We start from the raw sequence: 16,606 nt of genomic DNA on the forward strand, positions 1-16,606 counted from the left end.
AGCAGAGATAATGGAAAATTATACATTTCCAGATGGGTTCTTATGGGGTGGCGCAATTGCAGCAAACCAAGCTGAAGGGGCTTATCAAACAGATAATAAGGGCTTAACCATTGTTGATTTATTGCCGACAGGAGATAGTCGTCGCGCAATCATGAAGGGGGATGTTCCTTCCTTACAACCATTGGCTGGCGAGTTCTATCCGGCTCATGAGGCGATTGATTTTTATCATAATTATAAAGAGGATATTGCTTTATTTGCAGAAATGGGCTTTAAAGCACTACGTGTGTCAATTGCTTGGGCACGGATCTTTCCAACTGGAGAAGATGCAACACCAAATGAAGCAGGATTAGCATTCTATGATGCGTTATTCGACGAGCTACGAAAGCATGATATAGAGCCAGTCGTAACGCTTGCACACTTTGATGTGCCTGTTCACTTAATTGATACGTATGGAAGCTGGCGCTCTCGTAAGCTTGTGAGCCTATTCGAACGCTATGCAAAAACGGTGTTTGAACGTTACCAAGACAAGGTGACATATTGGATGACCTTTAATGAAATAAACATGCTGCTTCACCTTCCATTTCTCGGTGCTGGACTGGTCTTCGCTGAAGGAGATAATCAAAAACAAATTCAATATCAAGCAGCCCATCATCAATTAGTGGCTAGTGCCTTAGCAGTAAAAGCATGTCATGAAATCATTCCAGATGCACAAATTGGCTGTATGCTAGCAGCAGGGATGTTCTATCCATACAGTTGTAATCCAGAAGATGTAAAGCTGGCGATGGATAAGGATCGTGAATCCTTCTTCTTTATCGATGTACAAGCACGTGGGGAATATCCAGGCTATGCAAACCGCTTCTTCAACGAAAATAACATTCACATTGCGATGGAGCCTGGAGATCTTGAAATCCTCAAGAATCATACAGTCGATTACATCGGATTTAGCTATTATTCCAGTAGAACGATCAGCTCTGACAAAGAAGTGATGAAAAAAGCGACAAGCGGGAACGTATTCGGTTCAGCAGTGAACCCTTATGTATCTAAATCAGAATGGGGCTGGACGATTGACCCAGTTGGATTTCGCATCACCGCAAATCAATTGTATGATCGCTATCAAAAACCGTTGTTCGTAGTAGAAAATGGCTTAGGTGCTATTGACCAAGTAACTGAGGCTGGAACGATTGAAGATGATTACCGTATTGCATATTTACGTAGACACATTGCCGAAATGGCTGAAGCGATCGAAGATGGCGTACCAATTATTGGTTATACAAGCTGGGGGCCTATCGATATTGTCAGTGCCTCTTCCGGAGAAATGAAAAAGCGATATGGCTATATTTATGTCGATCGCGACAATGAAGGAAATGGTACTGGTAAGCGAATCAAAAAGAAGAGCTTTGACTGGTATAAACGCGTTATTTCATCTAATGGTCAGCAACTTGATTAGCATTTTAACGAATAAGAACTTTGGTATGCTCTTTCTTTTATGAAAGCGTTGACGTATGAAAAGAAATAGGCTTATAATACTAGTAAGTTATTAATAACTATAGATATGATGATTAGGGTTGTAACTGGTCAGCAGGCAAAACCTAAGTCACCTTTTATAGACCTGTATTAGGTTTATTTCAAAGTGGCTTAGGTTCTTTTACTTTTCACGAACGTTGTATGTGAAGGAAGGATAGCGAATGAAGATTCATAAAGTACTAAATAACAATGTTGTCAGTGCATTTGATGAAGAGGGCATGGAATTGGTTGTCATGGGAAGAGGGCTAGCATTTCAAAAGAAAGCTGGTCAAGAAATCGAAGCGGATAAAATTGAAAAGGTGTTCACCTTAAAGGATCAGCAAACCTTTGATAACTTTAAGCTATTGCTACGAGAAATTCCGGCTGAGCTCATGTCTGAGGTTGAGCTGATCATTAAGGATGCTAAGGAAGCCTTGAATACAGAGCTCAATGAAAAAATTTATTTATCCCTTCCAGACCATATTCATTTTTCTATCGAGCGTTATCAGCAAGGGATTACCATACGAAATGATATTCTTTGGGAAATTAAGCAGTTGTATAAGGATGAATTTGCGGTTGGAAAAAGAGCAGTAGCACGCATTAATCAACGGTTTGATGTCGAGCTGCCCGAGGATGAGGCAGCGTTTATCGCCATTCATATTATTGAAGCAAATATGAATGAGGACACAGAAAATACGTTTAACACGACGAAGTTTATTCAACAGATTATCAATATCGTCAAATATCATTTTAATGTGGAGTTCAATGAAGATTCGTTGAACTACGGACGCTTTATTACACACCTCAAATATTTTGCCCAACGTGTATTTAATGGTTCTCATTATAAAAATGATGATGATTACTTATATATCATGATTAAGCAAAAGCATAAAGAAGCATCCAAATGCACCGAGAAGATTAAAAGCTATATTAAAAGGCAATATAATCACGAGCTGACAAATGAAGAAATGCTTTATTTAACGATTCATATCGAACGTGTCGTGAACCGTTAAAATCCAGATGGATAGCCCTGTCATCATGAAATATCTTAACAAATAAATCATAAAAGCGATTAGGATTGTTACTGATTAAGCAGGCAAAACCTAAGTCATGGAAGAGGAACACGAGTATGTTCTAGCTCTTCTATTGGCTTAGGTTTTTTTCATACTCTTTTCGCTCAAACGCCTAGAGGAGGTTTACTATGGATAACCAAGCATTAGCTAAAGAAATTATACATCATGTGGGCGGCGAGGATAATGTACAATCACTTGTTCATTGTGCTACGCGTCTACGCTTTACCTTACAGGATCCTTCGAAGCCTAATAAGGACAAATTAGAAAATACAGAGGGTATTATTACAGTGAAGGAGAGCGGTGGACAATTCCAAGTGGTTATAGGAAACACCGTGCCCGAAGTGTACCAAGCAATTGGTGCGATTTCTAATATTCTAGAAGATGATAAAAAAACGACAGATGCTTCCACTAATGAATCAAAGGGGAATATTGTCGGACGTGTCGTAGATGTCATTTCTAGTATTTTTGCACCATTGTTAGGCGTAATGGCTGGAGCAGGTATTTTGAAGGGGCTACTATTAATTGCTGATAACCTAAATTGGTTAGACCCAGCCGGAAGCACCTACACGATTTTATATGCAGCTTCAGATAGCTTATTTTATTTCCTACCACTACTATTAGCGGTAACCACCGCACGTAAATTTGGTGCGAATGTTTTTACCGCATTGACAGTAGCTGGCGCACTTGTCTATCCAACCATTGTAGAATTAGAAGCACAGGATGCTGCTATCGATTTCTTCGGCATTCCTGTCGTGATGATGCCTTATTCATCAACGGTTATACCGATTATTCTATCTGTAATTATGATGAGTTATGTAGAAAAGCTCTCGAATCGCTATATTCACCAAAGCGTGAAAAACTTTTTAACACCGTTAATCTCTTTAGTCGTACTGGTGCCAATTACCTTAATTGTCTTCGGACCAATCGGTGTATCGATTGGTAATGGGATTGCCGACGCACTACTTGCTGGATTTAATTTTAGCCCATTACTTGCAGGAGCAGCATTAGGGGCTGGCTGGCAGCTATTCGTTATCTTTGGGGTGCACTGGGGACTTGTTCCTGTCTTTATCAATAACATCGCTGTTTACGGACAGGATGGAATTAAACCAGCAGCTACCGCTTCGGTATTCGCTCAAACTGGAGCAGCCTTTGGGGTATTCTTAAAAACGAAAAACAAAAAATTAAAAGCACTTTCCGGTTCAGCCACGATTACCGCATTATTCGGGATTACCGAGCCTGCGGTTTACGGAGTAACCTTACGATTGAAGAAACCCTTTATCGCCGGCATTATCGGTGGGGCCGTTGGTGGGGCAATTATCGGATACGGTGGTACACAAGCATTTGCCTCCGGTGCACCAGGGTTATTAACCCTACCGATCTTCTTCGGGCCAGGTGGCGAAGGATTTTTCGCCTTAATTCTTGGAATTACCGCTTCCTTCATAATCTCTGCCGTGCTAACCTATATGCTAGGCTTTGATGATCCAGTGGAAGAAACTGTTGAGGAAGCAAACACAGCTATAAAAGACGATAATATAGAATCGGTAGATGAGCAAATTTTTAGCCCATTGGAAGGAGAGGCAATTGCATTGACCAATGTAGCTGATCCTACCTTCGCTTCAGAGGCAATGGGTCAAGGGATTGCGATTAAGCCTCAGACAGGTCGGGTTGTTTCTCCAGTTAATGGAACCATCTCCGTTGCCTTTAAAACCAAGCATGCGATTGGTATCGTTTCGGAGAATGGTGCTGAACTATTGATCCACGTTGGTATAGATACCGTACAGTTAGATGGGCAGTACTTCACTTCTCACATCCAACAGGGAGATGTAGTGAACATTGGTGATGTTTTAGTAGAATTTGATATAAATAAAATCAAGGAGGCCGGTTATGATGTAACCACTCCAATCATTGTCACCAACTCGAACCAATACAGTACAGTCGATGCTACAGCTGAAAATCAAGTAAAAGAAAAAGATTCGATCCTGACACTTGTTGCAAAGGACTAAACAAATAAAACCCTCTATTGTAATAAACTAACCTAGTAATATGAGACAAGAAAACGCACCTATACTGCCTTTGCCCTGAATGGAACAGGGGGAAGGCAGTTTAGTTTTGAAAAAGGCCGTATATAGTTGTATATCGTACAGTACAATTCTATTTTTTCTAGTACAATAGTATTTGTAAGACACACCCTTTGGAAGGATACAATGATGGTATTATCAAAGCAACTCCCTTTCCGGGACATGCTTACGTAGTATAATCAGGTTGAATCTCCAGTAACTGGAGAACGTAAAATAAGATATTGGAGGTGAGTCATGTGCATGCAAACAGCGGCATGGATTTTCAGAAGGTTTTAGATTCTAAAGCTGTGACGGATACGTTTTCCATTGGGCAAGTGGCGAAAATGATTGGAACTAAGGTCAGAACCGTCCGTTATTACGATGAAATTGGGTTAATAAAGCCTACGAGCCATACGGATGGTGGACATCGATTATATACGGCAGAAGATATATGGCGTTTAGAGTTAACGATTACCTTGCGCTATCTTGATTTTAGTATTGATGAAATAAGCCAGCTCATTTCTGGGGAATTGCCGGTTGAAAAGGCACTCGATTGGCAGATCGAATCGCTTTCGACACAGGCTAGCGCACTCACCAATATGATTGCGATTTTACGTCAGGCGAAGCAGCACCAAGGGGATTCACTGCGTTATGTTTACGACCTCGTTCATGAAAAAGAATTAACTATCGAGAAACGAAAACAGTTCATTTCTGAGAAGGTGGAAACCTTGAACATTTTTGCAGAGATTCCTTCAGAATGGAAGGAGCCAATGTTATATTTTTTCAATAAATATATTGTCAATCAAGCGAGGGTAACAGCAAAACAAACAGCCGCTTGGAATGAGCTTCAGGAGCTGATAAACGATCCCCAATTTATCAAGGAACTGAATAATATTGAGTTTTTCTTCTTACATACAGGTTATAAACCTCGTTACAGTGTAGCCACATGGATGAAAAAGCTTGAGAATATACAATATCGATTGAATCATGCGGTGGATAAAAAACATGCTGCCGACAGTCCTTATGTACAGGCCATTGTCGAGGATATGATTATGCTTTATGTCAATACAGAGCAAGCATTTAATAAGGAAGATTTTATCCGTTCTTTTGCAGAATATGTTCAGCAAACGAGGGCGCCACTGCTCGAACGCTGCAATACACTATGTTCCATTATAAGTCCTTCATTTCATTTGCTTGCAAAAGGTAATCTCGTACTTTATCAGAGCTTACAGCTAAAGCTAGAGCAACTGTCAGATCAATCATGCGAACAGCCTGAAGGCTAACGTCCCCTGGCTGTTCACCTGTACCATTTAGCCTTTTTCCAGCTCAAACGCCGGGTGTTCCCCCATATTTTGCTCCAATAGCTTAAATGGCTGCTGCTTTAAATAATGATCGAAGAAATCCTGCGTGTAATCGTTAATGAGCCGATGAGCCTTTCGGGCATCAACCCCCTCCAGTTTTTCATATATTGGTGAAAACAGATATAAATCAGAGAAGCCCATATGCTTCATGTCTTTTATTTTCATCCAGTAATTTCCACCTACAGCCACATGTTTATACCGCGGTAACGTTTCCTCTATAATTTGGACAGACACTGTATCTGCGGTGTTTTTCACCTCTATGGAGTCATCGGCACTCATCATCATAAAGGGCTTTTTCATCCCTTCTGCTGGAATCCGTTGTTTTCCATATAAAATGCCATCCATATTAATTGCAGCCTTTATTCTAGAATCCGACATTAGCATCTGTGCACTTGTCGCCCCTCCAAAAGAGTGGCCAAACATCCCTACATTGCTCATATCCATGCGACCCGTAAAACGACGATCCGGATCATTATTGGCTAGCTTCTCTACTTGATCCAGCACAAACTTGGCATCTGCTACCCAGCCTTCATTCGCTTTATCCAAGTAAGCGATTGATTCGGTATCTTGTGGCACAAAGTTTGCAACACGACCATCAGCAAAAACAGATGCTGTACTACTGTACGTATGATCTATGCCCACCACTATATATCCATGACTCACTAAATGCTCGATCTGAAAAGTATTCTGATTCTTATGCCCACTAAATCCATGCGAGAAAATAAGAACCGGATAAGATGGCTCCCGATTGGAAATCGCCGCGTTCTCAATGGCATGTGTTTTAACATAAGCGAACGTCGTAAACAACAGTTTCGGCATATTCAGAAGCTTACTATACCCCTCCACAAACACATCTGGGTTAGAAAAATAGAGCTCTGTTTCTCCTTCTGCTTGAGCATCTGCAGGATACCAGATCTGCACCATTAACTCTCGCTTGTCACCCGGATCTGGCGTGAAGGTTTCATCCCGCGCCTGATCCTTCCAGTCGTAGGTAACGGTGCCGATTTTGTACGGACCTGTCGGCTCCTCAAAGGTGAAGACCGGAAGTATAAGCGGCAGCGCAACGGCCACGGAAGAATAGATTACAGCTAACGTTATCAGTGCTATTCGTTTTACGCGGGATGCTTTTGTCACCACTCGCTCAGCAGACTGTTCGGATTTGAACAGCAATCTACCGGCTACAGCCACTAACGGAACTACTGTCATAACATAAGCCGGAATCATCTGCCAGCGCCAGCCTTCAATAACTCCATGTATCAGTATTAGAATGGTGGAAACACCGAAACCAATAAGCAACCAAGGCACAGGCTTTTTCTTGGCAACTAGAATCCAACCGATCAGCAAAAGGTTGAAGACAATAACGACTATCTCAAAAAATCTCATATGCATAGAACCTCCTCGTTTACGTTAGCTTCTAGCTTCAAATGCTAGCTGCTTGCTAATATAAACAATACATTATCCAGTAGGTGGAGATTCAAGGACTATTTTATTCATTCAATCACTGCAACTTAACGGAAAGGCGAAGTTGGTGAATGGCGAATTTCTTCTCTAGATATTCTGTACGAGGCTCTTTAAGGAAGTATTGACTTTATTTTTTAATGATTGCTTAAAAGAAGTACATGGTATAGGCGTTAATAATATAGGTGACCTCTGAGCGGGCAGTGGATACATTGCTTTCCTTACTCATGATTAAGTTTAAAGTTAGGATATGTTCAGATTAATTTGTGATTCATTATAATCATATCCTTTAATAGCCCTTTGCGTAAGTCACTCCAATTATATTAATCTTAAGTCTTCTTTTAGACTAATTACTTTCATTCTTGTTTTTGTCGCCTTTGAAAGCGAGTAACTTTTTCACGATTTCCGCATATTCTCATTGAACACCATTTTCGCCTTCCACGAGTATCGATAAACAATAAAACGCAACTTGGATTCGCACAACGATGTATAGAGGATAATTTATTGCTTGTATAAAGTTTAATAGCATCCAGTGCTACTAGCGAAATTAAAACATTAGATGGTTGTCCAATGGGGACAGGTATTAACTCATTATTTTCTACCTTATAAGTGAATGGTGCCTTTTCAATAACTGTTTCCAGATAATTAATCCACCCTTCAGAAAGATCTTCTCCATCGGCTAAACTTTCATATCCCTTACGCAAAAATGAGCGAATCTCTCTTAAGATTGGTAAGACCTGACTAGACCACTCTTGTACATTATCTGAAATTTGTTTAGTTAGAAGAATATTCTCCTCTAGTAAAGTATTCACCCAATTAATTACATCTTCTGATTTTGTCAACAAATCATATCGGGTTCCATTCCGAACCACTTCTGTATTTACCAAATCCAAAGATAGATAACCAGAAATTAGTGGGAAGTTACTTTCACTAACCATTATAATCCCTCATTTCTATAATTATTTTAATATTAACCTATTGTAGCATACTTGACAGGTTAATTATAATTGTATATTGTATTAACCATTAAAATATAAATTTAATGGTTAATACATTTATAGGAGGAGATTTTTTGCAACATTCTTTTATGGGTAATCGAGTAATTCTGATTACATTTATCACACTTATGGGAGCATTTGGTCTAAACCTGACAGCAGGGCAATTTTTTGCTCCACTGAATAACACCTACGGATGGGACTTAACAACACTTAGTTTAGCAGTGTCTCTCAATATGATAACTTGGGGGATTTTCCAACCGATTATGGGGAAATGGATTGATAGGTTTGGTCCTAAGTCAGTAATTGCTAGTAGTGCAGCGTTAATGGGAATTGCATTTTTGCTATCTGCAACAATCACTGAAGTATGGCAATTCTTTATTTATTATGGGGTTTTTACCGCAATTGGTTTTGCAGGCTGTGGTTCTATGGCCAACTCAGTATTAGTATCAAGATGGTTTGTGAAGAAACGGGCTAAAATGCTTTCAAGAAGTTCAATGGGAATGAACATTGGTCAACTTTTACTATTACCTTTAACTGGTTATCTAATTGCTAACACTGGTTTCCACTCTGCATTTGTGGTACTTGGAATGATTATTCTGGTTGTAGTCGTTCCTTTAGTTTTATTTGCAGTTAAAAATAATCCAGAAGATGTTGGTCAATTGCCAGATGGAGATTCTACGGCAATATTTTCACCACCTCAGAGTGCAAAATTGTCAGAGGCATTAAGAAGTGGTCAGTTTTGGATTGCAAGCCTAGGATTTGCTTCTTGTGGTTTTACACTATACTTAGTAACCATGCATCTTCCAAATTTCGCAGTTGATCTAGGGGGGGATACCTCACTTGGGGGGCAATTACTTGGTATTGCTGCTTTTGCGAGTGCAGTTTCAATGTTTGTAACAGGACAATTAACTCGTAATTTTGGAAAGAAAAATTTGTTGATTATGCTTTATATTATTCGCCTGATAGCATTTATTTGGCTAGCAATATCACCAGGGATATGGCAGTTATATGTATTTTCAATTGTTTATGGAGTTTCATCAATGCCAATCATTCCACTAGTTACGGGGATTATTGGTGATCGATTTGGTAAAAATGCAATGGGAAGTATTCTAGGGTTTAGTTGGCTTCTTCACCAAATATTTGCTGCATTAGGTGTATTCCTTGGTGGGTACCTTCGAGCAATAAGTGGAGATTACTCTTATGCATTTGGAATGGGTGGCTTAATATTAGCAATCGGTGCAGTAATTACATTTTTTATGGAAAAAGATAATGTCTATTTGCAAACCAAAACTATTAAAGCACAGTAAAATTAAAGGAAGGGAAGTTATTTAATGAATAGTTATCCTATAAAACAGTTACATTTTGCGCGAAAGAGCACAATTAATTACATTAAAGATATAAATGAAAGTAAATTAGAAATTATACCTTTGGGGCTAAATAATAATATTAAATGGAATTTAGGACACATGTACACTGTAATGGATAAATTTTGTTTCCATCTCATTGGTGAAAATTCAAGAATCCCAGACAATTTTGATCAACTATTTGCTCCCGGGACTTCACCTAAGGAATGGCGAATAAATACTCCAAAAAAGGATGAATTGACCCATTTATTAAGTGAACAAATAAGCAAAGTTGATTCTTTATTATATGGCCGAATGGATGAAAAAATTGAGCAACCATATACTACATCTACTGGACTTGAATTAAGATCAGTCGGAGAGTTAATTAGTTTTTGCCTATATCATGAAGGAATGCATTTTGGGGCGATTAAAAATATAACTAGTTTAATCGACAACATAAAACCTAAGAAATAAAGATAGCATAATTGGGTATTAAGAATAAAAATTACCTTTCCGTTTCTATACTTATTTGATGCCTTCATGTTACTCGAAAAATTTGCTGATTGGCACATTATTATATCAATAGCAATTAACGACCAAAAGACATCATAATTAATAAAGGGGCTCTATGCAAATAGGCCCTTCCTTGTAATTTACAATTCATTTAGCCACTCCTTATGAATCACAATTTCCACCCTTTGTTTTACCACTATTTGTGATACGGTTTACCGTGGTAAATAAGAGGAAAAAAAATAAGCATTGATAGTAACCTCCCAATGCTTATTTTCATATTTACAGGTAAGAAGCGTTGTTGGAGTAAAAAAACGCTTACTATCCTTATCTTAGAATTTTACTAATCCCTCTGTTTGTTATCTATTCTTTCTAAACGAAGTTCATGAAGCGTTTTTATTTGTCCTTCTGGAATAATCCATTCATATACACTCATTGCACTCCAGCCTGTTACAACTTTTCCCCATTGATTATAAGACATTATATTCTCATTAAATGAAACCGTTTTTTCATCTACTACAGTTGCATCTGAATTATCTTGATTTTTAATAGATACTTTTTGATTTGGTGATAGTATCCCCCACTCAAATAGTTCCTTCATTCTAGGCAGATATCTTTTTTTACTTATTCGATTTGAATTATCCCTTTTAATACTACTATTAGATTCTGCCAAATCTACATAGAAATCCTCATTCCTCTGTACTGGCAATATCTTAGTAAAATCAATAAAAAGTTGATCTGCAAATTTGAGTGGTTCAATTGTAAAACAAGAGATATCAACATTATTGTTACTCAACCATGCACACGCAGATAAAGTTTGATCATCAAACTGTGAAGCTACTAAAATGATTCTCTGCTTTTTGTTAAATATTCCTTTTGATTCGTTACTTTCCAAGAATGTATTCAAATTACGCTGAGCCTGTTCTACGGCAGTTAGTCCTTGTTGTGAGATCTCTCTTTTTTTCTCAATGTATGGTGCATAAATTTTATTTACCAGCGTTTCCACATTATTTATCTTTGCAAGAGTTGCTGCGTATCTGATCGCCTGAAACTCAAAAGGCTCTTTTCGAGATTTAATGTCATCCAGATCACGTTTTATTTCGATTAACACAAGATTTCCATTTTCATCAACAGCTATTAAATCTGTGCGTCCACTACTTATATCACGAACTTGTTGTCCGACTAATAATAAATTTTCATCATCTTCTACTAACAATTCTAGATTAGAAGCTAAAAATTCCTCTAATTGAGCTTCTCTTAAACCTAGATCTTTAAATGTAGTTTTCTCAACCTCAGAATTTGGAATATTCAACGTATTATTTTGTAATTCTAAAGGATAGAACATTCTAATCAGCCCTTTCACTATACTAACCAAATCGATGTAATTGTAGAATTACTTGTATCGTTCGTTACGTTATGTATACATTTCTCTAATTATTTTATTTGCCGCTTATATTATCGTCACGTTGATTAGACAATTTAAACGCGTTCTATGCGCTTAATTTTCTTTTCCATCCATACTAATTAAAATTATACTAGAATAATCTTACACTTGAAAACTTCTCTAACTCCTAGTAAACTATTCAAGTGTTCACTAAAAATAAATCGTACACTGTATAACCTCAAGAATATGGCTTGGGGGTCTCTACCAGGAACCATAAAATCCTGATTACAGAAAATGAGTCTATCATTTTTTGTAATCAGGATTTTTTTGTTTCCTAAGTAACTATCTATGAGAAAGGACGAAAAACAGAATATGAATATAAAAGTTTTTATATTAGCATTATCCACTGTTGCGGTTGGACTTGTTGAACTGATCGTTGGTGGAATACTTCCTACGATTGCAGAGGATTTAAATACCTCTCTTAGCTCTGCTGGACAGTTTATTACCGTTTTCGCACTTATTTATGCAGTTTTTGGTCCAGTATTACTTGTTCTAACAAGTAAATTGGAGCGTAAAAAAGTATACCTTATTTCCTTAGGTATCTTTTTCATCAGTAATATCATGACGTATTTCAGCCCTGATTTTACATTTATGATGATTGCAAGGGTTTTAAGTGCGATGAGTACAGCACTGATTGTAGTACTATCGTTAACGATTGCTGCCAAGATTGTTGCACCAGAACACCGAGCAAAGGCGCTTGGACTTATCTATATGGGGATTAGTTCATCCCTTGTCATGGGTGTGCCATTAGGAATACTCATTTCCGATAACTTCGGATGGCGTGTGATTTTCCTTGGCATTGCCATCTTATCTATTATTTCGTTTGTGCTTATTTCTATCTTCTTAGAACAAATTCCAGGTGGAAAAGCAGTTCCGCTCAAACAACAGTTAAAAGCTGTTGCTAGCTTGAAGATTGGAAGTGCCCATTTGGCAACGGTATTTATGCTAGCAGGGCATTATACGCTGTATGCATACTTCACACCATTTTTAGAGACTGAGCTCCATATGAATGCGTATTGGATAAGTATTTGTTATCTATTATTTGGTATTGCAGCAGTAAGCGGAGGAGCATTTGGAGGGTACCTATCTGATTCGGTTGGTCCGCAGAAAAGTATCATTTTCGTAATCACGACCTTTGCTGCGATGCTATTCTTATTACCATTAACGACCTTCTCCCTTGTTCTATTCATCCCCGTGATGATGATTTGGGGAGCACTGAGCTGGAGTCTATCTCCACCACAACAAAGCTATTTGATTGATACAGATCCGGAAACATCCGACATTCAGCAAAGCTTCAATAACTCAGCACTGCAAATCGGCATTTCTATCGGATCCGCATCTGGGGGACTCGTATTAAATCAAACTGGAACAGTTACCAATGCAGCTTACTTCGGTGGCGCACTTGTGATTGTATCCTTACTGTTTGCTGCTTTTTCTATAACAAGTAAGAAGAAGGATGAAGAAGGAGCAATGGTTGGTGATACGGTGAGTGATCGAGGGTAATGGTAGGGTTAAGCTAATCTTTATTAGAAAGACCATTTAGTCATCGTTTTCCATAGCATCTAGATTTAAAATAAAATAAACCAAACGTTAGTATTACATTTTGGTTTATTTTATTTTAAATAAATCCAATTGTTCTTTACCTTGGATTATTAGGGGACAATTCAGAGTCAGCATATTCTAATCCACCGGAACTACTGAGTTAATAAAGAACAAATGAAGGTAGGTATCACTTTCCATTCCTCACTAGGCTTCCTATTAAAACCTTCCTTGATCCAAACAAACACGAATGCTTTCTTCTAAAATAGCTTTCTCTTAAACCATTGTACAGAGCGATCTGTTCAAGGAAGATAAAATAAGCTCCATTAGAACAGAAAGAAACTAGGTAGAATAGCTAGAAAAACGCGAAGCTTTGACAAAAATAGAAAGCAAACATTATATCCATAAAAAATGTTTGCTTTCTAGATATTTATTTCGCTAATACAAGTGGAGAAAAAACAATATAAGATGCTACTACAATAACCAGTATTAAAATACCTACCCACTTAGAATGTTTCCAAGGAGTAATATCAACTTTGTTTTTATATTTATCAAATTGAAAGTCCTCTTGATCCGGCTTCAACTGGCTATAGAAATATAGGATACCTAAGTCTAATAGGAACAAAACGCTCCAGACATATAAATAATGTACATCAGGAATCACTACCTTTGAAAGCGCATAAACAATAATGTGAAATAGTAATGCAACTTTCGCCCCAGTAGCAGATGTTTTTCTAGAAAAGAAACCAACTAGAATGATAGCTAAAAGTGGCATACTGTATAATCCATTGAACTCTTGGATTACTGCATATAATCCCTGTGGGAAAAGTGAAATAAAAGGTGCTATCAAAACAACTATTATCCCAATTACAACCGTTAGAATTCTTCCTGCTTTTGCTATTTGATGGTTTGTTGCCTGCTTATTAATAACCGGCTTGTAGAAGTCTAAACTGAATAAAGTAACAGTAGCATTTAGTGCCCCTACAAAAGAGCTAATAATCGCTCCAAATATTACTGCCCCAAAAAATCCGGCAGCCCAATTAGGTAACACTTCTGCTACTAATGCAGGATAAGCAAGGTCCATTTGCATTCCTTCACCAAACATATTGTAAGCTAAAATACCAGGAATAACTAAGAATAACATGCCTGTAATTTTAAAGAAACCAACGAACATTGCCCCTTTTTGTGCTTCCTTTAAGTTTTTAGCTGCAAGTGCTTTTTGCACAATCATTTGGTTTGTACACCAGAAATACAAATTATTAAATAGCATTCCTAAAAATAAAGTTGGCCATGGTACGATAGATGAATCTAGAGCTCCCCATGCATTTAGTTTTTCAGGGGAACTATTTAAAAATATATCTAAACCACGGAAAAAGCTATTTTCCCCTAAAGCAATAACTGCTAAAACTGCAATTGTCAATCCGCCAAGAAGGAGACCAATTCCATACAGCGTATCACTATGTGCTATAAGTGAAAGTCCCCCTACAAACAGATACGTAACACCTACCAAGCCAATAACTGTAGAAATAATGACAACTGCAGTTATGTTACTAACACCAAGATGCTCTTCAATCCCAAACAAATCATTAAAAATTAATGCACCGGAATATAATACAACTGGCATAAAACTTACTACATAAGTAACTATAAAGAGGATGGAAACTATTCTTTTTGTAAACGTATCATAACGAATCTCAATAAAATCTGAAATCGTATTTACACCATATTTAAAATATTTCGGCAAGAAAACCCAAGCTAGCATAACAATGGCTACAGAAGCTGTTACCTCCCATGCCATAACTTCCATACCAGCTACATAACTTTGACCATTTTGACCTACTAATTGTTCAGTAGAAAGATTTGTCATAATAATAGTCATACCAACAGTTGTTCCGACGAGAGAACGACCACCTAGAAAATACCCCTCTGAATCTTTTTTATCTATGCTTCTACTGCGATAATAAGCATATAAGTAAATGAACGCCAATACTAACACAAAACTAAAAATACTAAATAGATTCAACTCTTTCCCCCCTAACAAATGATTTATTCAGATATTTCTTAATATTTAACGTCTACTAATTTATTTTCATTGAACGATTTTTGACAGGCTAAAGCCACTTCTGTTCCTCGTAATCCATCAAGACTTGTTACTTCCGGTGACTTATTTTCACGAATACAACGTACAAAATCTTTTATTTCATTCTCATATGCTCGCGCAAATCGCTCAGGAAAATGTTGTGAGGACGGGCGAACTGTACCATGCTCGTTAAATACTGTCACTTTATTCTTTTCAGGTGCTGCGGCAACTCGAATCATTCCCTTAGTCCCAATGATTTCTGTCTCTACATGGTACCCATGTGAAGCGGTACGACCCGCCACGAGTAAAGCGGTTACATTATTCTCTAATTTCATAGTCACCGTTCCCATATCTAACTCATTCACTTCACTCAATTCAGGAGCAGCTTTATTATTACCGGTAGCCCAAACGGTTGAAATTTCCGAATTAGTTAACCATCTAATTACATCAATATCATGAACACTCATATCTAGAAATAACCCACCACTAGGACTCTTTTTTGCAAAGTTTACAAAACTATCTAATTCTTGAATTGGGTCAATACTATATGAACGAATTAGTGAGATATCTCCAATTCCTCCATTATCTATCAATTCTTTAGCGTATAAATAGTCTTCGTCATACCTTCTCATAAACCCTAAATGAAAAATACGATCATGTTTCTCAATAACTTTAATCGTATTTTTAATATCTTCTACATCTAAACCAATTGGCTTCTCACAAAATATATGTAAATTTTTTGCTAATGCTAATCTTATATGTTCTGTATGGAATCCAGACGGGGTTACAATACAAACTGCATCTAATTCTGGATTTTCCAGCATATCCTCATAGCTTGTGTAAGTATAAGGAACCTTATATTTCTCTTTCACTTTTTTGTTTATTTTCTCATCTAGATTAGAGATTGCTGTTAATTCTATTCCTTTCATGTTATATATATTTTCTGCATGAATTAAACCCAACCTTCCCAATCCAGCTACACCTATTTTAAGCGTTTCCATTTTATTTCCTCCTATAATAATTTTAGTTAAATGTTATTATTAGTTATATCTTTGTTATATATTAGTACAACATGTAATAATTAGTCAAGTATTAGTTAAATATTGGTTAATTATTTGTTATTTTTTGTGATATAATTGAATTATAGTAGAATTACTTTCATACTATACAAATTACCTTCCATAAAAGAACCTGAGATAAAACACAACTTCTTTACTCAAAACACGAATAATCATGTTAT

Annotated in this window: 12 protein-coding genes and 1 riboswitch; of the genes, 7 read left to right on the forward strand and 5 right to left on the reverse strand. The window is 37.3% G+C overall.

What is annotated here, in order from left to right:
- The first annotated feature begins 10 nt into the window (after positions 1 to 10).
- The 4 genes from ascB to ABDZ84_RS11495 all read left to right on the forward strand — a co-directional run bounded on the left by ascB (position 11) and on the right by ABDZ84_RS11495 (position 5,916).
- Positions 11 to 1,447, forward strand: coding sequence for a 6-phospho-beta-glucosidase (gene ascB, locus ABDZ84_RS11480; protein WP_026682371.1), 1,437 nt, complete (start codon positions 11 to 13; stop codon positions 1,445 to 1,447).
- Between the two features lie 238 nt (positions 1,448 to 1,685).
- On the forward strand, positions 1,686 to 2,516 hold the full coding sequence (licT, locus tag ABDZ84_RS11485) for a BglG family transcription antiterminator LicT (RefSeq protein WP_026682372.1): 831 nt from the start codon (positions 1,686 to 1,688) through the stop codon (positions 2,514 to 2,516).
- 188 nt (positions 2,517 to 2,704) lie between these two features.
- Positions 2,705 to 4,579: a beta-glucoside-specific PTS transporter subunit IIABC gene (locus tag ABDZ84_RS11490; RefSeq protein ID WP_166529969.1), complete on the forward strand. Its 1,875-nt coding sequence runs from the start codon at positions 2,705 to 2,707 to the stop codon at positions 4,577 to 4,579.
- Positions 4,580 to 4,890: 311 nt separating this feature from the next.
- Entirely contained in the window at positions 4,891 to 5,916 is a 1,026-nt protein-coding gene (locus ABDZ84_RS11495) for a MerR family transcriptional regulator (RefSeq protein WP_026682374.1), read from the forward strand.
- Between the two features lie 27 nt (positions 5,917 to 5,943).
- On the opposite strand, the gene ABDZ84_RS11500 is transcribed toward ABDZ84_RS11495, so the two are convergent.
- Together ABDZ84_RS11500 and ABDZ84_RS11505 are read right to left on the reverse strand one after the other, a co-directional pair.
- A complete protein-coding gene (locus ABDZ84_RS11500; RefSeq protein WP_026682375.1) occupies positions 5,944 to 7,377 on the reverse strand; it encodes an alpha/beta hydrolase family protein in 1,434 nt (477 codons plus the stop codon).
- Positions 7,378 to 7,808: 431 nt separating this feature from the next.
- A complete protein-coding gene (locus ABDZ84_RS11505) occupies positions 7,809 to 8,390 on the reverse strand; it encodes a CGNR zinc finger domain-containing protein (protein ID WP_026682376.1) in 582 nt (193 codons plus the stop codon).
- 134 nt (positions 8,391 to 8,524) lie between these two features.
- Here ABDZ84_RS11505 and ABDZ84_RS11510 point away from each other — a divergent pair, with 134 nt between their 5' ends.
- Together ABDZ84_RS11510 and ABDZ84_RS11515 are read left to right on the forward strand one after the other, a co-directional pair.
- A complete protein-coding gene (locus ABDZ84_RS11510) occupies positions 8,525 to 9,757 on the forward strand; it encodes an MFS transporter (protein ID WP_343781552.1) in 1,233 nt (410 codons plus the stop codon).
- Positions 9,758 to 9,781: 24 nt separating this feature from the next.
- Entirely contained in the window at positions 9,782 to 10,267 is a 486-nt protein-coding gene (locus tag ABDZ84_RS11515; protein WP_343781554.1) for a DinB family protein, read from the forward strand.
- Positions 10,268 to 10,646: 379 nt separating this feature from the next.
- Here the strand turns inward: ABDZ84_RS11515 and ABDZ84_RS11520 are convergent, their stop codons facing one another.
- On the reverse strand, positions 10,647 to 11,648 hold the full coding sequence (locus ABDZ84_RS11520) for a hypothetical protein (protein ID WP_343781556.1): 1,002 nt from the start codon (positions 11,646 to 11,648) through the stop codon (positions 10,647 to 10,649).
- A 247-nt stretch (positions 11,649 to 11,895) separates the two neighbouring features.
- Positions 11,896 to 11,995: riboswitch (purine riboswitch) on the forward strand.
- A 64-nt stretch (positions 11,996 to 12,059) separates the two neighbouring features.
- Here ABDZ84_RS11520 and ABDZ84_RS11525 point away from each other — a divergent pair.
- A complete protein-coding gene (locus ABDZ84_RS11525; RefSeq protein ID WP_026682384.1) occupies positions 12,060 to 13,250 on the forward strand; it encodes an MFS transporter in 1,191 nt (396 codons plus the stop codon).
- 466 nt (positions 13,251 to 13,716) lie between these two features.
- On the opposite strand, the gene ABDZ84_RS11530 is transcribed toward ABDZ84_RS11525, so the two are convergent.
- The gene (locus tag ABDZ84_RS11530; RefSeq protein ID WP_026682385.1) at positions 13,717 to 15,309 is read right to left on the reverse strand and encodes a solute:sodium symporter family transporter; all 1,593 of its coding nucleotides are present in this window, start codon (positions 15,307 to 15,309) and stop codon (positions 13,717 to 13,719) included.
- Between the two features lie 38 nt (positions 15,310 to 15,347).
- Positions 15,348 to 16,367 carry a Gfo/Idh/MocA family oxidoreductase gene (locus ABDZ84_RS11535; RefSeq protein ID WP_026682386.1) on the reverse strand — a complete coding sequence of 340 codons (1,020 nt, stop codon included), beginning with the start codon at positions 16,365 to 16,367 and terminating at the stop codon, positions 15,348 to 15,350.
- Positions 16,368 to 16,606 lie beyond the last annotated feature (239 nt).

The organism is Virgibacillus salarius (assembly GCF_039521925.1).
Classification (GTDB): Bacteria; Bacillota; Bacilli; order Bacillales; family Amphibacillaceae; genus Virgibacillus; species Virgibacillus salarius.